General features: G+C 55.8%; 19 protein-coding genes. 9 read left to right on the forward strand and 10 right to left on the reverse strand.

The window, feature by feature from the left end; all coding sequences use genetic code 11:
• The first annotated feature begins 10 nt into the window (after nucleotides 1-10).
• Nucleotides 11-2,032 (forward strand): BspA family leucine-rich repeat surface protein, encoded by a 2,022-nt coding sequence (locus tag PT279_RS03545; RefSeq protein WP_277165522.1) that lies wholly within the window; start codon nucleotides 11-13, stop codon nucleotides 2,030-2,032.
• Between the two features lie 264 nt (nucleotides 2,033-2,296).
• Here the strand turns inward: PT279_RS03545 and PT279_RS03550 are convergent, their stop codons facing one another.
• Entirely contained in the window at nucleotides 2,297-4,630 is a 2,334-nt protein-coding gene (locus PT279_RS03550) for an LPXTG cell wall anchor domain-containing protein (RefSeq protein WP_277165523.1), read from the reverse strand.
• Nucleotides 4,631-5,111: 481 nt separating this feature from the next.
• Here PT279_RS03550 and ffh point away from each other — a divergent pair, with 481 nt between their 5' ends.
• From ffh to PT279_RS03565, 3 genes are all read left to right on the forward strand, one after another.
• Entirely contained in the window at nucleotides 5,112-6,770 is a 1,659-nt protein-coding gene (gene ffh / locus PT279_RS03555; RefSeq protein WP_277165525.1) for a signal recognition particle protein, read from the forward strand.
• 29 nt (nucleotides 6,771-6,799) lie between these two features.
• On the forward strand, nucleotides 6,800-7,801 hold the full coding sequence (locus PT279_RS03560; RefSeq protein ID WP_277165527.1) for an endonuclease/exonuclease/phosphatase family protein: 1,002 nt from the start codon (nucleotides 6,800-6,802) through the stop codon (nucleotides 7,799-7,801).
• A gap of 278 nt (nucleotides 7,802-8,079) precedes the next feature.
• Nucleotides 8,080-8,313 (forward strand): DUF1778 domain-containing protein, encoded by a 234-nt coding sequence (locus tag PT279_RS03565; RefSeq protein ID WP_277165529.1) that lies wholly within the window; start codon nucleotides 8,080-8,082, stop codon nucleotides 8,311-8,313.
• A 169-nt stretch (nucleotides 8,314-8,482) separates the two neighbouring features.
• Here the strand turns inward: PT279_RS03565 and PT279_RS03570 are convergent, their stop codons facing one another.
• Genes PT279_RS03570 through PT279_RS03580 form a run of 3 tightly spaced genes read right to left on the reverse strand, consistent with a single transcriptional unit; the run spans nucleotide 8,483 to nucleotide 11,509 of the window.
• The gene (locus PT279_RS03570; RefSeq protein ID WP_277165532.1) at nucleotides 8,483-9,457 is read right to left on the reverse strand and encodes a PfkB family carbohydrate kinase; all 975 of its coding nucleotides are present in this window, start codon (nucleotides 9,455-9,457) and stop codon (nucleotides 8,483-8,485) included.
• Nucleotides 9,450-10,529, reverse strand: coding sequence for an ADP-ribosylglycohydrolase family protein (locus PT279_RS03575; RefSeq protein WP_277165536.1), 1,080 nt, complete (start codon nucleotides 10,527-10,529; stop codon nucleotides 9,450-9,452). Before PT279_RS03575 ends, PT279_RS03570 begins: the two co-directional genes overlap by 8 nt.
• Before the next feature lie 35 nt (nucleotides 10,530-10,564).
• Entirely contained in the window at nucleotides 10,565-11,509 is a 945-nt protein-coding gene (locus PT279_RS03580) for a 3-hydroxyacyl-CoA dehydrogenase family protein (protein ID WP_277165931.1), read from the reverse strand.
• A gap of 219 nt (nucleotides 11,510-11,728) precedes the next feature.
• Between PT279_RS03580 and rpsP the strand changes: the two genes are divergently transcribed.
• The 5 genes from rpsP to PT279_RS03605 all read left to right on the forward strand — a co-directional run bounded on the left by rpsP (nucleotide 11,729) and on the right by PT279_RS03605 (nucleotide 15,310).
• A complete protein-coding gene (gene rpsP, locus PT279_RS03585) occupies nucleotides 11,729-12,217 on the forward strand; it encodes a 30S ribosomal protein S16 (RefSeq protein WP_277165538.1) in 489 nt (162 codons plus the stop codon).
• A 2-nt stretch (nucleotides 12,218-12,219) separates the two neighbouring features.
• Nucleotides 12,220-12,453: an RNA-binding protein gene (locus tag PT279_RS03590; RefSeq protein ID WP_277142488.1), complete on the forward strand. Its 234-nt coding sequence runs from the start codon at nucleotides 12,220-12,222 to the stop codon at nucleotides 12,451-12,453.
• Between the two features lie 14 nt (nucleotides 12,454-12,467).
• Entirely contained in the window at nucleotides 12,468-13,118 is a 651-nt protein-coding gene (gene rimM, locus PT279_RS03595; RefSeq protein ID WP_277165934.1) for a ribosome maturation factor RimM, read from the forward strand.
• A gap of 193 nt (nucleotides 13,119-13,311) precedes the next feature.
• Nucleotides 13,312-14,256 carry a tRNA (guanosine(37)-N1)-methyltransferase TrmD gene (gene trmD / locus PT279_RS03600; RefSeq protein ID WP_277165936.1) on the forward strand — a complete coding sequence of 315 codons (945 nt, stop codon included), beginning with the start codon at nucleotides 13,312-13,314 and terminating at the stop codon, nucleotides 14,254-14,256.
• 292 nt (nucleotides 14,257-14,548) lie between these two features.
• Nucleotides 14,549-15,310 (forward strand): glucose 1-dehydrogenase, encoded by a 762-nt coding sequence (locus PT279_RS03605; protein ID WP_277165540.1) that lies wholly within the window; start codon nucleotides 14,549-14,551, stop codon nucleotides 15,308-15,310.
• 117 nt (nucleotides 15,311-15,427) lie between these two features.
• Here the strand turns inward: PT279_RS03605 and rsmD are convergent, their stop codons facing one another.
• The 6 genes from rsmD to PT279_RS03635 all read right to left on the reverse strand — a co-directional run bounded on the left by rsmD (nucleotide 15,428) and on the right by PT279_RS03635 (nucleotide 24,077).
• Nucleotides 15,428-16,003 carry a 16S rRNA (guanine(966)-N(2))-methyltransferase RsmD gene (gene rsmD, locus PT279_RS03610; protein ID WP_277165542.1) on the reverse strand — a complete coding sequence of 192 codons (576 nt, stop codon included), beginning with the start codon at nucleotides 16,001-16,003 and terminating at the stop codon, nucleotides 15,428-15,430.
• Between the two features lie 28 nt (nucleotides 16,004-16,031).
• Nucleotides 16,032-18,650 (reverse strand): ATP-dependent DNA helicase RecG, encoded by a 2,619-nt coding sequence (locus tag PT279_RS03615; protein ID WP_277165545.1) that lies wholly within the window; start codon nucleotides 18,648-18,650, stop codon nucleotides 16,032-16,034.
• 297 nt (nucleotides 18,651-18,947) lie between these two features.
• Entirely contained in the window at nucleotides 18,948-20,489 is a 1,542-nt protein-coding gene (locus PT279_RS03620) for an MFS transporter (RefSeq protein WP_277165548.1), read from the reverse strand.
• A gap of 398 nt (nucleotides 20,490-20,887) precedes the next feature.
• Nucleotides 20,888-22,099 (reverse strand): PTS transporter subunit EIIC, encoded by a 1,212-nt coding sequence (locus PT279_RS03625; RefSeq protein ID WP_277165549.1) that lies wholly within the window; start codon nucleotides 22,097-22,099, stop codon nucleotides 20,888-20,890.
• A 5-nt stretch (nucleotides 22,100-22,104) separates the two neighbouring features.
• Nucleotides 22,105-23,124: an ROK family protein gene (locus PT279_RS03630; protein WP_277165551.1), complete on the reverse strand. Its 1,020-nt coding sequence runs from the start codon at nucleotides 23,122-23,124 to the stop codon at nucleotides 22,105-22,107.
• Between the two features lie 275 nt (nucleotides 23,125-23,399).
• Nucleotides 23,400-24,077, reverse strand: coding sequence for a transaldolase family protein (locus PT279_RS03635; protein ID WP_277165554.1), 678 nt, complete (start codon nucleotides 24,075-24,077; stop codon nucleotides 23,400-23,402).
• Nucleotides 24,078-24,104: the final 27 nt, after the last annotated feature.

The raw sequence follows: 24,104 nt of genomic DNA on the forward strand, positions 1-24,104 counted from the left end.
AACAAGTACGATGCCGACATCAGACGCACCGGGATCGACGTCGACCACGTTGACGTCCACTCCTACGCTATCCACGCCAACGTCAATACCACGGCATGCCCTCCAGACCCCCTCCGCGAAAGCGCCGGGATCGACGTCAAGCGCTCAAGGCGAAGAGCCTTCGACATCACCTCTCACACGAGGGGGAATCTGCAGCGACACCGGCCCCATGACCCACGGCCATTGGACGCTCGCGCCAAGCGCCGAATACGGTGGCGACTGCACACTGACCTTCACAGCGGACGACCCGCTCCAGAAGAATGATTTCGAGGGTCTGGAAACCATGCCAGGCACCGCAACACCGTTCAGCCACATAAAAACCCTTCACAATTTCGCTTACGCCAAGCACATCGTCTTCAACGGTGTCAACAAAACGCAATTGCCGGAAAACTCCAGATTCCTGTTTGGCGACTGGGACCCGACCCCGAATAATACCTACGTCAAGACCTTCAAAGGCAACGGCCTTGTAGACACGAGCCGCGTTAAAACCATGGAAGGCATTTTCCAAGGAGACCGCGGGATGACCTCCTTGGATTTAAGCGGCTGGGACACCAGCCAAGTCACCAGCATGCGATCCATGTTTGACGGCATTCAGCTAGCCAGCTTGGATATCGCCAACTTCGACACCCACAACGTCACCGACATGAACCACATGTTCTATTCCGCGTGCAACATCAATACCCTGAATTTGAGCAAATGGGATACCACCAAACTTGACTTTACCATCAAGCCCAATGGCACAAGCAATACCGACGATATGTTCTGCAGGGTCAACAGGCTGACCGTCGGACCCAAGACAAGGTTGTCAAATCGAAGCTTCAGAGGCAACCCCGTGGCATCGGCAATCTATGCAAGACCATCGACTCCAGGCAGGAGCTACACCGATAAATGGATTAAAGTCTCACACCTGTCGAACGGCGCAACGGGCGCGACGGAACCATTAACCAACGCTCAGGCTCAGAGCCAGGACGACTTTACCAGCACTCTGGCAACGGATCCCAACCGAGCCGGCACATACATCTGGCAAACTGCGCCCTTGCACACACTCAATCTCGAGTCCAACTTGGCAAGCCTGCCTTCCGGCTATACCGCAGCGGCAACGGCCCGCGGTTACACCGCCGACTCCAGAGGGAACCTGAGCGCTGCTTTCACCGACATGACTGTGGACGATGTGCCCATGCCGGAATTCGACACAGCCGGACATGTCGCCGATGCCGGCACGCCGAGAACAGTGGCCACGCTCAATCCCGACGTGGCTCTGCCCGCCAGCGATCCGTACACCTTGATTGCGCCTTCTTCGACGACCAACACTTACACACTGTCCGGCTGGAGCACCACCCCGACGGGTGCCGTAGACCACAACTTGGGCAGCACAGCAAACGTAGCAGGCGGCGACGTGACCCTCTACGCCATCTGGCAAGTCCACCACGCACCGGCACCAAACCCATCGACGCCTTCAGGAACCTCTTCGTCAAGCCCGTCCGGCGCCTCCGGCTCATCAACTTCATCTATCAACGCAGGTACGGGCAGCACCAGCGGCGTGACCGCTCAGCCGGCCACGCAGACCCCAGCCCCAGCCGGATTCGTCGTGGCGCCCACAACCCCTACCTTGGCCCCGGCCTCTACAGCCGGAGCGTCGGCACGTCTGCTGCCCGCACCACGAATCGGTGCCACCACGACCAAACCCGCGCCTGGCAACGATGCCGACAATGCAACCGCCCCCAATACTTCCGGACCATCGCCGCAACGCAGGATCTGTAAAATCGCCTACTACAGCGAAGGCTCCGTGGCACCCGCAGCGGTCGTCTGCAAAAACGAGGACAAGAAAACCACAGTAAGCGCAGTTCCGACCTCCGTCAGCCGCACCGTGGTGGCTCCCGTATGGCCTTTCATGCTCGTGCTCGCCGTTTTGTCTTTCTTCGCCATGTTCCTTTATCAGCACCGCAACGAGTTCACCGCCGCGCAGCATCGGGCCACCGTGATTGATCGATAGTCCATCGCGACTAAGCAAAAGAAGCTCCGACCAGTTTTGCGCTCGGAGCTTCTTTTTCTCCCTACGAACCGGTGGAATTGAGACATTATAGCGACATTCTCTTCTTTGACAGACAGGCTCTCCAACGTGTTCAAGCATCCGAAGGGCAAAGGCAAACTCACCAAGAAGGAGAGTAACCCAGCCAGAAGTTATCTCCCCTATCGATATCAGCTGGTGCTTGCGAGAAGTAGCACCGCTCGCATAAGTACCAGCTAGTTGCCGCAGTCAGATTTTCATGACGCGACGGCGACGCATCACAATACCGGAAATCAACAGCCCTGCCGCAGAAACCATAATCACAGAAAACCACTCCCAGCTGTTTCCTCCGGTGATGGGCAAATTCGATACGGCGACGTTCTTTACCAGATCGTTGGTTTTGGTAACCGCCAAAGTATGCCCGGCAGCGCATCCAATGGTTACGGGAATTGTCGGAGAAAACACCGACGACGTCCAGTGCCAGCCTTGCACAGCCGGCATGGCACCATTATCGACGATGGACACTGTCGCGCCAACCGGCAAATAAAGCTCGCCTCCTCCTGCGACTTGCGGACCATGCGCAACAGAGGTGTCAATCTGCAGACTACCCGAATTACCGGCGTAATTCACCGTGTCATCAGTGGGTGACGGCTCGGTTCCGCCCTGTGCAACCGGGCCGTCACCCACCGGAAACGCCAAAAAGGAGCCGTCTTCCTGCTTCATGCAGTATTGGTAGGTGCCGTTCGAATAGCTCCAATTCACCGTGTAGGTCTGCCCCACAGGCAACGTACCCCCGCCTCCCGGGTCATTGATAATCTGCTTAACGTTGAAAGTGCCCATGCTGTTGATAGGGAACGCCAACGAACTGGTGCCGCTCACCGGCTTCGCGGCTGTGGCCGTAGCCGTAGCCGTATTGGTGACTTTCCCGTTGTCGACGTCATCGGCTGCAGTGACGGTATGAGTGTTCGAGCACTCTGTGGCATAACCGACCGGTACGGTGGTCGCTCTACAGTTTGCCGAATTGCTCCACCCATCTTTTACGGACAACCCGGTCATATCTTCACTGCCAGGATTGGTGACAATGTATTTGTAAGGTATCTTGTCTCCTATCTTGTACCGCGCCTTGGCGGGTACATTCTCCATCTCGGATCCATCCTGCATCAAAAGATTGAGATCGCCCAAAGGATTAATGCTGTTGGCCGACACCCCACGGATAAGATGCGCGCCGGGCGTGCCGTTTGAAGACGAGAACCCCATTTTCGCCGATCTCGGTAACGCCGGCACCGGCAAGTTGTTGATGACATGATTCGTCGTACCGTCGCGCGCAACCATCGTCACATCCAACGTCTGCCGTCCGTTAGCGTCAGCCGGCGAAAGAATGATGTCGACCTGCGTACCGACCTCAGCGCTGCTCGTGGGTATACCTGTGCTTAAAAACGGCGATTTGTCAGGAACTCTTGTTCCATTGCTCGGTAAAAGATCACTTTGCGCAAGACGGCAATAGCCGTGCTCCGAACTGTCGCGGACGCCTACCAGTGGATGGGGAATCGTGCCACGCAGATAAAATGAGCTCAGGCCCCTAGCCGGGTCTCGTTCGATGGAGTTGCGGGCATTGGCATCTGTAACCAGAGGATACCGGCTCGTATTGTTGGTGCTTTGCGGATCACATCTGACAGGTTTGTAGCCTGCCACCGACTTCGTAGGATCGTGCGCGTTATACGCCACGTCATCAGGAATGTCGTATGCGCCGAAATTGCCGAACTGATCGAACCCGATACCCAATAAGGCATTGGGAATGCCAACATACCCCAGATGACCGCCGTGCAGCCCAGATTGCGTCAAGGTCTGGTCACTCTTTACGAGGAAGAACGAGATGCCGTCAGCGGTGCCGGTCATGTACATCTTGAAAGAGACGTGCAGACCGTCGTAAATCGGCAAAGTCCTGTCATACAACGCTGAGCCGACGCCCGAGGTCTTCCCGTCGTATTTTTTACTGTTCTCGTCGGTCAATTGCAGGAAACCTCTGCCGGCATTGCCCATCAATGCATATGTGCCGTCAGCTTTGTGGCAGGTTCCCAGCAGTTTCTGATTGACGGTTTTCGTCTTCGATGGATCGTTCTTATCGACAACGGTGATCGGCGTGGTGTTGTCGCCGATATCCTTGCCGTTCGCATCAACCGAAATTTTCCTTCTCGCTTGCAACTGAGTGGTCGGTGGCGATCCGCCGGTAAGACACGCATCATCGAAAGCGAACCACCGTTTTTCGTCGAAGGGTTTAGTACCTTTGAACTCCTCTTCTCCAAGGAAAGTATCGTCCCCATTTCTCGATAGCCCTTCGCGCAATATCTGTTTGCGAGATTCCGGATTTGTACCAGGTTGGCCAGGAGACGTTGTGCCCGATAAAGGGGCGGCCGTCGCAGCCGGCCCATCGTTCTTGGGCATATCGGGTTTTACCGTTGGTTCAGAGGCCTGAGGAGCGGTAGAGCCGTTACTTTGAACCGTCGAAGGGGTGTTGGCCGCGTCCTCATCAGTCTCTGAACCATTCGAAGTGGACTGAGTCGTAGCCGCAGATGTCGATGACACTTCCACGCCATTGGCCACATTTGCCGGAAACAGCAATAGAGAGAGCCCCACCAGCCAAGCTGTCGCCTGGCAACATCTCCGCATTGCCCGACACATGTTCAACTTTTCCTGTAAGTACCTCATATCCTTTGCCCCCAAACCGCAACACCGCAAAGACCGACAACTTTGCCCGGTCGTAGGATTACTTTTTCAGCATAAGTCGAATGTAAATAAAACATGCCAAATTCGGCTATTTTTTATAATATAACTAAATAATTAGTTTTCTAATTGATTTAATCTATTATGTTGTTTATTTTTTTCATTGTAAATCTGCAAATACCTCTACATCAGACCCGCCTAAGGCTCAGCCTCAGACGGAACCGAATCAAGAAAACAGCCCGGCATTCTACAATGCATGGGCTGCAATATCTCCCAGCCATTCAATACGTTCCCAGCTGTTCAGTACGCCGTTTTCCCTACGAACCGCTAGAATTGAGACATTATGGCAGCATTCTCTTCTTTGACAGACAGGCTCTCCAACGCGTTCAAGCATCTGAAGGGCAAAGGCAAACTCACCGAGGCGGACATCGACGGGACGATCCGCGAGATTCGTCGCGCGTTGCTCGACGCCGATGTGGCGCTCGACGTCGTGCGCTCCTTCACTTCCCGTGTGCGCGAGCGTGCGTTGGGCGAAGAGGTTTCGCAGGCGCTGAACCCCGCGCAGCAGGTGGTGAAAATCGTCAACGACGAGCTGACGCAAGTCCTCGGCGCCGGCGTCGACCGCCCATTGAACTTCGCCAAGAATCCACCGACCATCATCATGCTTGCCGGCCTTCAGGGCGCCGGCAAAACGACGTTGGCGGGCAAACTCGGCTATTGGCTGAAAGACGCCGGTCACACCCCGCTTTTGGTCGCGGCCGATTTGCAGCGCCCGAACGCCGTCACCCAGCTGCAGGTGGTAGGCGAGCGCGCGGATGTACCGGTTTACGCACCTGAAAAGGGCGTGCAGTCCGACGGCGGCGAGGCCGTGGCGGCTCCCGGACAGACCAGCGGCGACCCGGTCAAGGTCGCACGCGACTCGATTCAGTACGCCAAAGACAAACTGTATGACACTGTCATCATCGATACCGCAGGTCGTTTGGGCGTCGACGAGGAGCTGATGAAGCAGGCCCGCGACATCCGCGATGCCGTGAACCCGAACGAAATCCTCTTCGTCATCGACGCGATGATCGGCCAGGACGCGGTGCAAACCGCCGAGGCGTTCAACAAGGGCGTGGACTTCACCGGCGTGGTACTTTCCAAACTCGACGGTGACGCCCGAGGCGGTGCAGCACTTTCCGTCGCATCCGTCACCGGCAAGCCGATCCTCTTCGTCTCCAACGGCGAAGGCCTCAAGGACTTTGAGGTCTTCCACCCAGACCGCATGGCCTCCCGCATCCTCGACATGGGCGATATCCTCACCCTGATCGAGCAGGCGCAGAAGGAGTTCGACGAGCAGGAGGCGATGGAGTCCGCCAAGAAGATGGCGAAAGGCACCTACGGCCTTGACGACTTCATGGAACAACTTGAACAGGTGCGCAAGCTCGGCTCGATGAAAAGCCTCCTGGGCATGATCCCCGGCATGGCCACTCACCGCAAGGAACTCGAAGCCCTCGACGAGCACGAAATCGACCGCACCGAGGCCATCATCCACTCGATGACCCCGGAAGAGCGACGCGACCCGTCCATCATCGACGGTTCCCGTCGCGCGCGCATCGCCTACGGCTCCGGCAACACGGTCTCCTCCGTCAACGGCCTGCTGCAACGCTTTGAGCAGGCAGCCAAGATGATGAAACGCATGACCAACAAGGTCGGCGGCGGCATCCCCGGCATGGGTGGTCCGGCCATGGGCGGCGGCTACGGCAAAAAGGGCAAGAAAGGCAAGAAGAAGGGGAAGTCCAAGTCCGGCAACCCGATGAAGCGCGAGGCCGAAGAAAAAGCATTGCGACAGAAGCTTGCTGGCAAGAAGAACTCCGGCGGCTCGGCCTTTGCCAAGAAACCGCAGAACCCCGCACTGCCCGCAGGCTTGCAGGAGGCCATGGACGCGGCAGGCACCGACGAGAACGGCACCCCGAATCTTCCGCCGAACTTTGGCGGCGGCCTTTCCGGCTTGCTCGGCTGAGCCAGGCTCAAGAGTCAAGAAAACAATCCATGGCAACCACGCTCTCCACCCTGCTGGGCATCATCGCCTTGTGGTGGGTACTGCGTTTCCTGCCGGCGGGCGCTGATGGGCATCGTCCCATGCCTTACCTCATCGCGTTCGTCCGATTTTTGTGGATACCGTCAATGGTCATTGTGACGCTGGCGTTTGCTTCCCGGCATTGGATAGTCGCCGTCTTCGCGGCGATATTGACCCTACTCACCGGGGTATTCGCGTCACCTTGGTACAGAAAACAACATACTTCAGGCGAACGGGGCCGGCAAGCAACCGACGGACGGAAAGCCCAAAATACCAATAATTCCTATACTGCAATGACGTTGAATTGCCGTTACGGTCTAGCCAATCCACAGGCCATCGTCGACGCCGTACGTGGCAATGGCGTATCCATATTGGCTCTGCAGGAACTGACGCCAACCCTCGTCGCCGAGCTCGATAAAGCGGGAATGGGTACACTGCTGCCATACTGCCAGCTTGGCAAATCCCAGAAAGGCGACAACGGCGGCTTCAACGGCATCTTCTCACGCATCCAACCCGACGCGCAGAACGGCAACGCCATTGACATCGCGGCCGCCGACGTACCTTACTGCGACATCAACGGAGTCGCCGTTTACAGCGCCCACCCCAAATCTCCCATGCGCGGCTGCAGGGAATGGTCCCGCGGCATCATCAATCTGGCGACCCTCGGCAGTCACGCTCCCGGCAATTCCGCACCGGCAGCAGCGACATTCCCGTCCGAAACCATCATCATGGGCGACCTCAACTCCAACCTCGACCATCCCAGCTTCCGCAAGCTGCTTGATGAGGGCTTCGATGACGCGGGCCTGCACGCCTCGCATGGCCACACCGCAAGTTTCCCGCAATGGCTTGTTTGGCCGCGTTTGGAACTTGACCATATCCTGACGACTTCCGGCATCCGCACCTCAAACGTAAGCACCCTGGCCATTCCCGGAAGCGACCATTTCGCACTACTCGCCCAGTTACGCCACATATAATCGGCATGCGTTTGCTCGCAGCAAAAACGCCCGCGAATCGTAACATACACCATCCGTTTTTTCTAAAGCGAAACCATCGTCTAAAGCAAGTCATATAGCGCTTTAGCCGTCTTAATCACCGTTCCGCAGCGAACGCCTGATACACATAAACTAGACACGACAGAACTGTCTATTGACTTTTCAAAAGAGTGTCCATATGCTGTCCCTTTGGTTGTTATGTAGACGACTTGAACCGATACTAAAAGTACGAATTCAATGTCGAATGCAAAGAAGGACATATGATGAACGACACACAAAATGCAGACATTCAATTCAATATCTCCGTCAGCAAAGATCAGCTCGCACTTATGAAACGAGCGGCGGCGCTTGAGGAGAGGCCGGTCAAGGAGTGGGCGATGGACAAGCTGCTCGAGGCCGCTAGCGTCGGCGTAGAGCAGGAGGTGACGCTGCAGGAGGTCAACGAGGAATTCGACAAAATCCTCGCGACTTTCGAAGCTTCCGCAAGCGTCTGATATCGGCGATTCTCCTAACTGGCTGATCTGCTTCGGTTGGATCAACCATTACCTTGCTTGAATGAAGGGTGGCATCTTCCTTTTGGACAGATGCCACCCTTTCGTATTTTTAGAATTTCCTGCGTGAATCATTGCCGCGACTATATGGCCTCTTCAAATGAAAGCCTGCTCACGATAGCCGGCTTATCGCCGATTCAATATCGGAACGGGGCGGGCATGTAGCCGGACCCGAATGGCACGTCGACAACCCGGCAGCACAGTTGGCCAGCTTCAAGGCATGAATGATGTCATCCGACTCGAGCAGAGCCGCGCACAACACGCCCGCATGCGTATCTCCCGCCCCGTTCGTGTCCACAGCGGCGACTTCAAGGGCCGGGATGTGCGTTACAGACTGTTCGTTGCCCTTCCCGTCTTGGCGCCCGTCACAGTACCATGCGCCCAAAGCGCCGACACGCACGATAACCCGATCGCCGAGATACCCGGCAAGCAGACGACACGCACCCGTATAATCCCCGGAATCAGCGTGAAGACCGAAACGCGAGCAAAGAATGGCCGTCTCACGTTCGTTCATCGTCCATATCGGGTGCAGCCCATGTAAGATTTTGAGGCATTCATCACTGATATCGGCAATCATCGGACTGGTGTCAAAAACAACACAGCCCTTGTTCCAGCCCGCATTTTTCACGGCAAACCTGCGTATCGCCTCGGTGTTCTTTTTATGGGAAAACGAATAGCCACATAAATAGACCACATCGCCGTCGACAAGTTCGATATCTTCGTAGGAATCCTCCGGTACCTGCGTTTCCGCGCCTCTGGTCGAAACAAACGTGCGTTCACCGTCCGGCTCGGTCATGGCGACGCTGTAACCGGTATCAATGTCGGGTAGCACCGCCCCACGTATGTCGACACCAATCGAAGACAAGGCCTTGCGCACCACATCAGCCATCGGGCCGGTGCCAACGGCACCTCGATATGACGCAGGCGCTCCCATCTGCCGGGCGGCGTAGAGCACGTTGTAACCGCCGCCCGCGCTCATGGCTTGTTTGGTGGCAAAAACGTCGCCACCACGCTCGGGTAGGTGCTCGACCGATAAGGTCAGATCAACGCATACCTGAGCCAGATGAATCAATTCGGGTTCACGCATGTTCGACCTCATCGTGTTCAAGTTGCGTTTCCGGTTTCCCGACTTGCGGCAAACCGGACTTCAAGGCGCCCATCCGGCCATCCCTTGCACGAATTTTGAGCAACGGTTCCACGGATTTCGGAAGGTCGAGGTGCGAAACGGCAGCGACTTGATCGGTAAGTTCTTTCGGGAACGCTTCCGGCCCCAGCGCTGCCCCGAGCATGGAGCCGGAAATAGCACCGATCGTGTCGGTATCCCCGCCGATATTGGCCGCCGCAAGCAACGCCTTCACCGGTTCATCGGCATATCGATACGCCAAGGCAAAAGCCACGGCAACCGACTCGTTGGATTCAACCGAAGTCCCGAACACTCGACGCAGACGATCGACGAACTCATCTTCATCGGCAATATCCTGTGCGGCTTTGACGGCCAATTCAGCACGCGCGATAACGCTTGCCTTCGGACTCCAGGCAGCCCTTTCATACGACGTGTTTTCAGCCAGATTCACAGCAAGATTCAACGACGCCCGCAACGGCTCTCCGGCAACGCCGAAACTGACAGCGGCGGCAACCAACAGTGCGCTTTGAAAACCCGGAACGGTGTTGTGGGTCACACGACAGGATTCATAGACGTAATCGGCGAACGAAGGATTATGGGCATCATGAGCGATGCCCACCGGTGTCACCCGCATCGCCGCACCGTTGGTCGTACCGGTACGTCCCGTCTGGGTAATATCCGCACCGTTCCTGACCTGCTCCAGCGCCAGTTTCGTGGAAGGTCCAAGCAAATCGAGAGAGCCCCGACGCTTCATATCGTCCTCCCAAGCCAGCAATTTGGAGGCTAATCGCTTGGAATCGATATGACCATTGCCCTCATCGATGAGATCCGCCACCAAAAGCGCCTGCTCGGTATCGTCGGTCACTGAACCGGCTGCCATACCGGGAGCAATCGGCTGGTCGGCTGTCGCATCCACCAACCCCGCTACTTCCCCGTAAGCGGATTCAATCCATTCCTTGCTCATGCTTTGCGTCGGCATGCCGAGAGCATCGCCCAAAGAAAGTCCCTGCAACGCGCCAATCGCACGATTTTGCATAGCGCTTTTATCAATCTGCATGGCCGAGCAATCTTTCAGCCTTGTTCCTTACCGTCGCGGCCCAGTGCCTCAAGCAGCTGGTCGTCGCGGGACTGGATGGTTCGGGCGGCCTGCTCGCCCTGCCATTCATAGAAGCCCTTGCCACTCTTCGCACCCAGCTCGCCGGCATCCACCTTGGCCTTCAGTGCGGTGTCCTCGCCGGTTTCGCAGGCCAGATCGTCGTAAAGATACTTGGAGATATTGTCGAAAACATCAAGCCCGCCGAGGTCGGCACTGGCAATCGGGCCGAGAATAGCCCACCGACGGCCGAGGCTGTATTTGACGATGTCATCGACGGCTTCGGGCGTGGCGATACCGCGCTCGACGATGTTCAAGCATTCGCGAATGACCGCCAACTGGATACGGTTACCAACGAATCCCAACGATTCGGTTTTAAGCGGCACGGCATGCTTGCCGACGTGATTCATCAACTCGACGGTGACATCGACGGTTTCCTGGTCAGTCTTCTCACCGGGCACCACCTCGACCAACGGCATGAGCTGGGCCGGGTTCCAGAAGTGTGCGACGACAAAACGGCCAGGATGCTGCAAACCATTCGCAATTGCGGACGGGCTCAATCCTGAAGTGTTGGTCGCCAGAATAGTCTGGTCGGAGACGATGCCTTCGACCTTCTTCCACACATCATGTTTGACCTCGAGATTCTCAAGCACTGATTCGATGATGAAATCAACGTCGACAAGCGCCTCATAGTCGGTAGTCATCGAAATACGGCTAAGTACCGCATCCCGATCTTCGGCTTTGACCATGCCGGATTTGATGAACGTGTCGAGGTCGCGCTCGATGAGCTTACGGCCACGATCCAGCGCCGGTTGAGCCGTATCGACCATAGTCACGTCGTAACCGCTCATCGCGAATTGCAGTGCGGTGGCATGCCCCATCGTACCTGCGCCGAGATTACCGATTTTCTTGATATCCATCATTTTCATAGCTGTATCTCCTCAAAGCAACATCACAGTGAAGCTTTATTGTCAAGGATAGACCGGAACCGGAATCTATCCAGCGGGCGCGATATAGTTGAAAAGTTATTTACGGGTGCGGGGCCCTCTCAATCCCGCAGGCCGTGAGGGACAACGCGGATTCGCGCAAGTATGCCCCACATACAAGCTCGAAACCGCAATGAACCAACAAGGAGAGCCACAATGGCTACCAAGATTCGTCTGAAGCGCATGGGCAAGAAGTTCTATGCCTTCTACCGCATTGTCGTCATGGATTCGCGCAAGAAGCGTGACGGCAAGTCGATCGAAGAGATCGGCCTGTACGATCCGAACCAACAGCCTTCGATGATCAAGATCGATTCCGATCGCGCTCAGTACTGGCTTGGCGTCGGCGCACAGCCGAGTGAACCGGTCCTGAATCTTTTGAAGATCACCGGCGACTGGCAGAAGTTCAAGGGTCTGCCGGGTGCCGAGGGCACGCTGAAGACCGCTGAAGCTGGTCCGGATGCCGCTGCTCGTGTCGAGGCCGCTGAGGCCGACGCGCAGAAGCGCAAGGCCAAGCAGTCCGAAGCCAAGGCGAAGGCCGAAGCTGAGAAGGCTGCGGAAGCCGCCAAGGCTGATGAGGCCAAGGCAGAGGAAGCTGGCGCCGAAGAGGCCAAGGCCGAAGCTGCTGAAACCGAGAAGGCTGAGTAATCATGCTCGCGCAAGCTGTGGAACACCTCATTTCCAATATCGTCGACTTTCCCGATGATGTGTCGGTGAAGTCCCACGAAAATGCCCGCGGCGAGCTGTTGCGGGTGCGTGTGAACCCTGAAGACATCGGGCGCGTGATCGGCCGTTCCGGCCGAACCGCCAATGCGATTCGTACCGTGGTGCAGGCTCTGTCCGACCACAAGGTGCGCGTCGACATCATGGATGTTCGCAAGTGAATCGCGACGAAACCATTTCGCAGCAGGCAGACCCTCAGCAGCGTGAACTGTTGAGGGTCTGTCGTATCGGGCGTGCGCAAGGACTCAAGGGCGAAGTCACCGTGCAAACCTTCACCGACGAACCGGAACTTCGGTTCGCGGCTGGTTCGGTTTTGTACACCAAAGACGGCGAGCATACTTACACCGTCGCCCATTCCCGTACGTTCAAAGACCGCTGGATTCTGCATTTCAAAGGCGTTGATAATCGTGACGCTTCCGAGGCTTTGAACGGCTTGGAGCTTTACGTCGAGGCCGACGAGCCCGAGGAAATGGCCGAAGAGGACGCTTGGTATCCCAAAGATCTCATCGGGCTTGAGGCGCGAGTCGTCGATCAACCTGCCAACGGAATCGATGGTGCCAAAGCCGGCCAAGTCATCGGCAAGGTCGTGGACGTCATCGACGGCCCTGCGCAATCCCTGCTGAAGATTCGTTTGGCTAATCCGGTTATCGAGCAAAAAGACGGAAGCTTTATTCCGGTGCCTTCTGACGGAAACAACGAGAACAACGACGCTAAAATCATCAAAACAGCGTTAGTTCCATTTGTTGATGAACTGGTGCCCGACATCGACCTGGATGAGCACTACCTCACGCTCGACCCTCCGGCTGGCTTGATTCCCGGTTTGTAAATCTATCTCGCCAAACTTCGTATAAAGTGCAAGTATCAGAGACAATTCATCTGACACCTGCACTTTTTTATTCGCCGATATTTCTGATTACCGAACCGGCTTTATACCTTGGAGACCGTTTATTGGGTATGCTTCTCACCCAATCAGGAGTCTCACCTATCCAGATGGGTGGGGTCACGATATGGTTGAAACCATGAAGATCGATATCGTGTCCGTGTTTCCCGAGTATTTTGAAGCCCTGAACGTCGGCCTGTTTGGCAAGGCCATCGAACATGGGCTGCTCGATGTAAAAACGCACGATCTGCGTGACTGGACCCGCGACGTGCACCATTCCGTCGACGATACGCCGGTCGGCGGTGGTGCCGGCATGGTGATGAAGCCCGAGGTCTGGGCCAAATGCCTTGATGATTTGCTCGGCTTGGAACCCGTCGAAATTAATGACGACGACAGTGCCCAAGAATCTTTGGCAAGTATCAACGATTCTCAATCATCTTCCCAAACTCACGATGGCACTTCCAATGACGCACAGAACGATTCGGATGACAAAACGACTACTTCCGTGACAACTGGCCAAACCACTGCCAAGCCTGTTCTTATTTTCCCGAATCCTTCGGCACCGCTGTTTACGCAGCAAGATGCGACCGAGCTTTCCCATGTTAACCACCTCATCTTCGGCTGCGGCCGCTACGAAGGTTACGACGCGCGTATCCCCCGCTATTACCGTGCGCAAAGCGTTGACGTACGCGAGTATTCCATCGGCGACTACGTTTTAAACGGCGGCGAAGTGGCCGTGTCGGTGATGCTCGAGGCCATCACCCGCCTGATGCCGGGATTCATGGGCAATCCCGACTCCATCGTGGAGGAATCCTATACCGGCCAGAACGCACTCCTGGAACACTACCAGTACACGAAACCGGCCGTCTGGCGAGGTATGAGCGTCCCCGAAGTCCTGACCGGCGGCGACCACGGCAAGGTCGACCGCTTCCGCCGCGACGAGGCCATCGCTCACACCGATCAGCTCCGTCCCGACCTCATCAAGCAGCTCGACTGCAGGTCTCTCGACAAAGCCGACCGCAAAACCTTGATGTCCTTGGGCTGGGAGGTCTCCGGCCCCCACCCTCGCAAGTTGGATGCGTAGGCTTCGTAACAAGACGATTTCTTCCACACCATCATTTCATATCCCGAATATAGCCATGTTTTGTCTTTATACGACAATTCCTTACACTTTCTCGGTAATCAGAAAAAATGATTTTCATCATATTTAATGAGAAAATGTTATTTATAAATAACAAAACCCTCTTATTTACCCCTGAATGTTATTTATAAATAACATCGTTGCCCTCGGCCGTTTTGTGCGAGACACCCCTCGCAAAAGAGACCGATTCACACCTATTATGGAAAGACATATCCATAAAGCTAAGGAGCTGATTATGGGCAGGGTTTCAGGAAAGATAGCCATCGTCACGGGAGCCGCCGGCGGTATGGGTGCTGCCGACGCCAAACGTCTGGTCGAAGAGGGCGCGCAGGTCGTGCTCACCGATATGAACGAGGCCGGGCAGCAAGTTGCAGATAAGCTGGGCGAAAACGCCCGGTTCATGCGCCAGGACGTCACGAAACCGGAGGATTGGCAGAAGGTCGTGGACTATGCCGAGACAGAATTCGGCCATGTCAACGTGCTGGTCAACAACGCGGGCATCGCCATCCCTGGAGGCAAGACGCTGAGCCTTGAAAACACCGACTTCGAGGGATACAAGAAAATCGTAGAAGTCAACCAGTTCGGCACGTTCCTAGGCATGAAAGCCGTGGAACCGTCGATGCGCAAAGCCGGTATCGGTTCAATCATCAACATTTCCTCGGTCGGCGGACTGCTCGGCATGTGGGGACATTACGCCTACAATTCCTCAAAGTTCGCGGTACGCGGGCTTACCAAAGCCGCCGCAGTCGAACTCGGAGACTACAACATCCGCGCCAACTCCGTGCATCCCGGCATGATCGAAACCGACATGATCAAGCAGTCCATCGCGCAGAATCCGGACATCTGGAATCCACAAATCAAGGGCATTCCGCTCAAACGAATCGGCAAGCCTGAGGAAGTGGCGAATCTGGTGCTCTTCCTCGCCTCCGACGAGTCGAGTTATTGCACCGGCGCTGAATTTGTCATCGATGGCGGCAAGACCGCACAAGACAAGTAACTCCTAGAAACTTTCGGCAACATTCCCAAAGACTCACCAGCAACGTTGCCAAGGATTTGCCCAAGGACTTTTCTGCAAACTTTCCGTGCCACTGCGTCGAAACCCAAGAGTGGTTAGCTACTCGTGGTCGATGTAGTAGACCTCGGTTTCGCCGTAGTGGCGCTGATCGCTGACTTGCCAGTTTTCGGGCATCGTCAGCGCCTCAGAGCGGGTTGAACGTTCAAATACTATTACCGTTTGTTCATCTGCGGCCGGGGACGCGACCAAATCCGCAATGAGCTGGTTGCATTCCTCCGTGGTGAGCGCATATGGTGGATCGGCGAAAATCACGTCGAAAACAGGGCCGTCATAACCGGAAGCGATGCGCTCGGCTCGCTTGCGCATCGCGCGGGCCTTCATCGCGCGAGAATCCCAGGACCGGTTGCGCTTGAGATTACTCAGTTCCTTGTCGATCAGCGAAGCAGCCGGTCCAGCCGATTCGACGGCGACCAATTCGTCGGCACCACGCGAAAGCGCTTCGATACCCAAAGCACCGGTTCCTGCGAACAGGTCAAGTACGCGAGCGCCCTCCAACACTCCCCAAGCCTCAAGCTTCGAGAAAATAGCCTCTTTCGTTCGATCCGTCGTCGGCCGAGTACCCGGCTTGGCCTTGGCCAGCTCGAACCCTTTGAATCGTCCCGCAATCACACGCATAATTACACCTTATAGCTGTATAAAGAACTCAGTTGCTTAAGATTTCGGACTCACCGCCGCGGGTGAAGTCGAGAACGGCACCGGCGAGTTGGGTTTCGCCGGCCAGCGTTGGGTCGCGCTTGAGCAGTGCTTCGGCCTGTTCACGGGCATCGGCGATGATCTTGGCGTCCTTGACCACGCGCAACAGCTTGAGACCGGACTTGCCACCGGACTGGGCATCGCCCAATACATCACCGGCACCGCGCAACTCGAGATCGGCCTGCGCGATTTCGGCTCCGTCAAGAGAACCTTCGATGACCTTCAAACGCTGCTCGGCGATACTGCCCGGTTCGGCGCGCGAGACGAGAAACGCCCAGGAATCCGTGCCGCCACGACCGACGCGGCCACGTAGCTGGTGAAGTTGGGAGAGACCGTAACGATCGGCATCGAAAATAGTAATACAACTAGCTTGCGGCACATCCACGCCGACTTCGATCACGGTAGTCGCCACCAGAATAGGCGTCTTGCCTGATTCGAAATCGGTCATCACCTTGCGCTTGGTCTCGTCATCATCACGGCCGGTCAGCGTGGCGAATTTGACGCCGACAAACTGCGGCAGAGACGAAAGTCGTTGGGCTATCTCATCAACGGCATGCAACGGTGGCTTCGGCTCACGAGGTATGCCATCATCATTCTCATCGTCATAATCATCGACTTCCACAAAGCCGCTTTCGATATCGTCACTACCCGCAGCGGACATTGAAGACTTCCCTCGACTGCAGCTGCCGGAACTTGCACTTGTCGAAGCTTCTGCACTCGTTTTGCCACCAGCCACAGCCAAAGCCTCCGCATCGGCTTCGTCCGCATCGATCCTCGGGCAGACCACGTACGCGCGCTCCCCCGCGTCAATGCGCCGTCGGATATGTATAAACATCTGTGCCATCATATTGCCATCGGCCTCAGGCACGATGAACGTGCGAATCGGCTTGCGGCCGCCGGGCAGTTCGGTGAGCCACGAAATGTCAAGATCACCGAACCATGTCATCGCGGCGGTGCGTGGAATCGGCGTTGCGGTCATCACCAGCAGATGTGGTGTCTTCTCGCCTTTTGAGCGCAAAATCTCACGCTGCTCGACACCGAAACGATGCTGCTCGTCGATGACCACCAAGGCCAGATTGGGCGCCTGAAACATCTTGGAGAACGCGGCGTGTGTGGCGATGATGATACCGGGTTCGCCGCTGGCTGCCGTCGCGAGTGCCCTGCGCCGGGTCGCCAATTTCATCCCGCCGGTCAACAACGTCACCGGAATAGTCGAAGACTCGTTTTCGGAAACCTTGCCGACCATACGGCTGATGGTCTCGAAATGCTGCTCGGCAAGCACCTGCGTCGGTGCCACCAAAACGGCTTGATTGCCGGAACCTACAGCCTGTAGCATGGCCGCGAGCGCCACTACCGTCTTGCCGGAGCCGACCTCGCCCTGCAACAGACGTTGCATCGGGTAGCTTCTGCCCATGTCCTCGCAGATGGTGTCGATGACATCCTGCTGGCCTTTGGTCAGCGTAAACGGCAGTGAGGCGACAAATGCATCCCGCAACCCGGAATCCTTGCATTCGTAAGTCTCGGCCTTGTGTGCGTTCTCACGTTCCTGCAAGACGGAAATCTGGGAGACAAACGCTTCCTCGTAGCGCAACGTCGCCAAAGCAGCGTGAAACGCCTTGGTCGATTGTGGATCATGAATGGCAGCAAAAGCATCTGCACGGTGCATAAGATGCTTGGAATCAATGACATCCCCCGGCAGTACGTCATCAATTGCGGCACGTAAAGCAAGGTCGTTTTTGGAGTCAAGAGACGAATCATCACTGGGATTATTGGCCTTTAGCACTGCCTCCCCGCTTGCACGCAACGCATCGAGCATCGCGACGATGGATTCGTGGATGTGCTCGGTGGAGATGCGCGAAGTGGCGTGGTAGACCGGCCGCGGGCGACAGACGTGCTGCAGCGCCTCGTAGGCGGTTGACGCGTCGAATTTCAGAGCGTTGACAGCCTGAACGGGCTGGGAATGCGAAGCGGGAACGCCAACACCGGTAGATACGCCACTTTGCGATTTTGTCTGTGCATCGGCTTGGCTGGGAATGGTATCGAAAGAAAGCTCACCGGCACTTGCGGAATCAGACGCTGTTGCCGAATCGGCAAATACGTCGGCACCTTGCGGCATCACCGTGAGCACTTCGGGATGGGTGAATTGCAACTGGCCGTTGAATTCCGTGGGTGTGCCTGCAAGGACGACGTCGGCGCCCGAATGCAACCGTCCGCTCATCCAGTCCATATATTGCTTTTTGTGCGAGAAAAAGACGAGTTTGCAATTTGCTCCCGGAACCTGCCGGCTTGCGGCAAACGCGTCATCTTCAACGACCGCTTCGAGCCGATACCCGCGTCTGCCGCCCATCGGAATCACCCGCGCGAAGCGCACCACCGCAGCGAACGCCATCGGCATACCGACTTTCGCCTCATGAATCGAACGCAGAGGAACCGGCTCGGTGACGCGGAAGGGATAGTAAGTCAGGGCGTCGCCGACACTCACCATGCCAAGTCCCTTCAACGCGCTGACCCGCCGTTTATTGGCGATCAACGCGGAAATCGGGGTGGTCAAAGTGACGGTATTGCTCATATCTCTATTCTATTGAAGGCCGACGAACGGCCAGAAAACCTTGACATGCCGAACCCTGATTCACAACACAGAAACATAAAAGCAGTGCAGATAAATCGGCGAGGCCTTGCTGATTTATCTGCATTGTAAGATGGCCGAAATCACTTTCCAATACGAAAATTCCGTACAAGTCGACAAATACATTTTCTCAAAATGACTGTATTCAGCCAATTTGCAAAACCTATTTGTCGACTTGTACGGAATCAATCGGGTAAAGTCGTCTGGGTAACGACTTCCCAACCAACATTCACAGACCCATCAGCGCTTGGAAGCGTCGTCCGTCGAAGTCTGCTTCGAGAGACCGAAGGAGATGATGAACGCGACGATGGCGAGCACCAGTGCGAAAGTGAAGCCCCAGCGCGAACCGGTGACGAAGGCCATGGCCTTGCCGCCGGAATGAGAGGAAGCTTCTCCTGCGCCAAGCAGAATCGTGGCGACAGCGGTGATAACCGCTCCGACGACCTGCTGCATCGTGTTGAGGATGGTTGAGCCATCGGTCGAAAGATGCTGCGGCAGCGAGGCGAGGGCCGAAGACTGAGCCGGACTCATCGCCATGGGGACACCGATCATCAGAATGACATGTGCGCAGATGATGTACGCCACGGATGTCGAGGGGCTCGCCAGCATCAGCAGAATCACACCGATCATGGAGAGCACCAATCCGCCGCGCACGAGCCATTTCGCACCAACGACATCATAAAGGCGACCGGCGAACATGGAGACAAGCGCGTTGGCCACGCCGCCGGGCAACATCACCAAACCGGTGAGCGCGACCTTGACGCCCAAGCCGTTCTGCAGTTCCTGAGGCATGAGATACATAGTGGCCAAGGTGATACCGAAGTTCATCATCACGATGAGTGCACCGACGGTGAACTGACGAATGCCCAACGCATGCAGGTCGATGACCGGGTTGTCCATATGCAGCTGACGATAGCTGTAGCAAGCGATGGCAAGGATGCCGATGACAAGAATGGCGATGACCGGCAGCGAGAAGCCGAAATCGCTGATGAGGCTGACGCCGAGTACGAAGCCACCGAAACCGAGAATCGAGGTGATGCAGGACAGCAAATCTATGTGCGGTTTGGTGAGCTTATAGGCGTTGACCATCCAAATCGAGGCGCAAACCAGCGCTACCAGCGCGACAGCAGCAAAGAAGAAGAAAATCGCACGCCAGGAGAACGCACCGATGAGCGCACCGGCGAGGGTCGGGCCGATGGCCGGCGCGAACATTACCACGAGACCTGCGGTGCCCATGGCGGCACCGATCTTGTTGAGCGGGAAGACCTCAAGGATAACCGAGAACATCATCGGCAAAGCCAAACCGGTCGAGATGCCTTGAATCATACGGCCCGCAAGCAGCACGCCGAACAAAGAGCCGGGCGCGAAGCCGGAAATCAGCGAGCCGACAAAGAACATGGACAACGCGAACAGCAGCAGCGGCTTGGACGGAATCCACTTCAACAGCAGGCTGGTGAACGGCAGCACGATGCCGATGACAAGCATGTAGCCCACCACCATCCATTGCGCAGTGCCAGAGCCGATGTGGAAGCTCGTCATCAAATCGGGCAGAGCGATGTTCATTGCGGTCTCACTCAACATTCCGAGGAACGCACCAAGATAAAGGCCGAGCATCGTGAGGTTCGGGTGTTTGACATTCACACGAGCCTTCAACGGCGTGTGCGGTGTCGACGCGGATTCATTTTTGACTGCAGATTGTGCCGCTGCATCTTCTGCCGACAACGTCTCATTTTCAGGCGCAGTTGACCTAGACATGGCAGAGCCCATGTTTTCTTTCTCCATTTCATTCCTACGTCTTATCACCGTTTACGGTTGCGCGGGACATTCGTGCATCGCGCCTTCAAGCGCGCTTCCTTTGTGCAAGGGTGGCGCAGACGCGCCCACTTTATTTGGCAGGAACCCCTCAATTCCAAAAGCGAGACCTTATTATTAGCAGCTCGCTGGACAACGCTACCTCGAATCCGCCAATTCGCCTGCCTAACCTCGCCCCCATAATTGTGTCTTTTTACTTAGTGGCCTATGTAGGCAAGCAAAAGACACATTTAGCACGATTCGTGTCGCGGGATCAACCCTCCGGCGCTGGCTCCATTGTCGATCGCAGATATGAAAAACCTCCGACGCCGAACGACGTACGGAGGTTTGAAATTGCTATTTACTATTCGCGATTAACGCGGCTAAGCCTATACCGCAGCTTCGGCCGTTGCAATCTCGTCGGCGGCGATGCCAACTTCGGTATTCGAAACGGACTCGTTTTCGGTCTCGGAGCTTTCTTCAAGCAACTCGCGATCCTCTTCGGAACGAACCTCGTCCTTTTCGTCATTCAAACCGTCAACAGGGAACTTGAGCACGAGTGTTAGAACGAAGGCGACCACCATGGCGAACACGCAGGAAATAACGTAGGTCACGAAGCCATGACCGAAGAACACCGGCAAGGTTGCAACGCTGGGAAGTGCGAAAGCATGAGCCTGAACCCCGGAATATCCGGCTATCGCACCGCCGACGCCGCCACCGATGCACACAGCGGCAAGAGGCATCTTGCGCGGAAGGTTCACACCGAACATCGCGGGTTCCGTGATACCGAACAGTGCCGAGATACTGGCGGAAATGCAGGTCGTCTTGAACGGTGCATCATGGCTTTTGAGCATCACGGCAAGTGCCGCACCGGCCTGAGCGAACACCGGAGGACCCATCAGTGCAAGCACCGTATCATGCCCGGAGACCGCGAGGTTGTTCATACCGATGAGAATCAGGCTCCAGTGGAAACCGAAGATGACCATCGGCTGCACGGCAGCTCCCAACAGCAGACCTGCGATAATCGGCGAGAGCGCATACACCCATTCGTATCCGGCAGCGAGACCGTCACCGACCACCTTGCCGAACGGTCCGAACAGCAGCAACGTCACCGAACCGACGAACAGCACGCAAATCAGCGGCGTAAGGAATCCGCGAATCACTTCCGGTAGGACCTTATCAAGCCATTGCTGCACGAATCTCAGCAAACCAATCGCAAGAATAATCGGCAGCACGCTCGAAGCGTATTTGACGCCCAACATCGGTATGCCGAAGAACGAAAGAGTAGTGCCTTTTTCTTGCACTTTCACGAGTGCGGGATACATCAGCAGGCAAGCGATGACGACAGCGATATACGGGTTGGTCTTGAATTGCTTGGCGGAAGTATAGGCAAGCATGACGGGAAGGAAGGTGAATACACACGAAGCCATCGCGTCAAGCACCAGATACGTATTCCCGGAAGCATCCAGAACCTTGCAGCTGGTCAGGATAATCAGCACGCCCTTCATGATGCCGGCGGCCGAAAGCAGGTTCACAATGGGCAGGAAAATGCCGGAAATACCGTCAATGATGACGTTGAGCAGACTTTTTTTCTTGGCCATTCCGTTCACTCCTTACTGAAGTTGTTGACCAGCACCTTACCTTCAGGCGCTTTTTCTTCTTCGTCCTCGTCGGACCGCTCTTCCGACTTCTCGATCGAGCCGTCCATATCTTCCTTGTTGACGAAGTACTCGCGCTCGTCTACGCCGCGCAAATAGCACTGCAACGCACCTACCAGATTCGCGTCGTTCTGGAACTTGCAGCTGACCACTTCCGCTTGGGAGACGAAATACGGGCAGGTCGCGTATAGCTTCTGCAGATTGGCACGAATGGCCTCGATGAACGCAGGCTGAGCAGAAATGCCGCCGCCGATGGCGAACCGTTCGGGATCGACGATGTTCTGGATGTTGAATATCTGAACCGCGATGTCATAGGCATAATGGTCCAGGCAATCCAACGCTTCGCTCTCACCGGAGTTGACGGCCTCGAAGAATTTCACGCCATCGATGAAATCAGGGTCGACACCTTTGACCTTGGCGTAGTTTGCACACAAGGCAGGGGTCCCGCATTGGTTGCCCCACACCCCTTCACATGTCGGTCCCTCGTCGTGCGAAGTAATGATATAGCTCACCTCACCCGCGGAGAAGTGCGGACCTCGGTGAAGCACATGGTTCTTGATGATGCCACCGCCGATCATGGTGCCAAACAGCAGGACAAAGCCATCGCTGACATCTTTCAATGCGCCAACGGTCGCTTCGGCAGTGGCCGCGCACTTCGCATCGTTGTCCATGACGATGCGCACCGGGCAATGGCTGAATAGTTCGTGACGAAGATAGAAATCATCGTTGTAACGCAGTGCTCCGCCCATAGCGCAGTATCCTTCATCAGCGTCGATAATGCCGGGCATCGAAATCGCTATGCCCTGCACACCCGGCTCTTGCTTAAAGAGCCTGGTCAAAGCGGCGATCAATTCCTCTCGTCCCGTCTGCGGGGTGGGAATCGACCCACGGGAGGTAATCGAACTATCTTCCAACATGTAGGCGTATTTGATATTCGTTCCACCGATGTCAATAGCTAAAATTTTCATGATGCTTCCTTGCGATATGTATATTGGTCATTCAGAGCGCAATACACCCTGGAATTCCATTGGAAAATCGAAATTTTTATCAAAATCTATGGAAGCGACACAGCTTCCACGTTTAAATTATGATCGACAAATCATCGTTTTATTTTTTAGCAATGGTTCCGCCAGCGAATTCCAACATTATGAAACGAAGAAAACCCGCTGGCCAAACCCGGCGGCTCAATGACCACGATGATACAAGTTACTTCCCAAATGTCATCGAGCCGTTTTGAGCAGACCTATACCGTTGCCATGGTCTTTCCGGAACCCACGAGCCCTTCGAAATCAGCAGTGAAATCATCCACCGCCGCGTCAATGGCCGCGTTCTTCGTCAAAGAATCGATAACCGGGGACGCTATCGTCGCGGCACCGACACCATGGACTGCCAGCTTGAGGACCTGTTCGGAGTTCTTGAAGCTCGCCGCCAGAACCTCGCAGCGCAGATCGTTGGCTCTGAAGATGTCATGAATCTTGCATGCGACGTCGATGCCGTCATAACCCATATTGTCGATGCGGTTGATATATGGCGCCGCATATACCGCTCCGGCCTTGGCTGCTATGAACGCCTGGAGCGGAGTATAGATGGCGGTCGCAGTGACATTGATACCTTCGGCAGACAGCTGCTTGATTGCCTTGAACCCTTCTGGAACGCTGGGAACTTTGGGGAATGTGTTGTCTCCCAGCTCCTCGACAATCCTGTGGGCGTCGGCGACCATACCCTTGGCATCCTTGGCCACCACTTGCGCGTGCAGCTCGCGGTCCGGCCCGATAATGGAACGAATCTCATGCAGCACTTCGAAGGGAGGTCGTCCGGCTTTCGCCAGAATCGAAGGGTTGGTGGTCACACCATCAATCGGATAATACTCAACCAAGCGTTTGATGGCTTCGGTATCTGCATCATCAATGATGAGTTTCATAGTTATTTCCTTTCATTGCCAACATTT

The sequence above is a fragment of the Bifidobacterium sp. ESL0784 genome, assembly GCF_029433295.1.
Classification (GTDB): domain Bacteria; phylum Actinomycetota; class Actinomycetes; order Actinomycetales; family Bifidobacteriaceae; genus Bifidobacterium.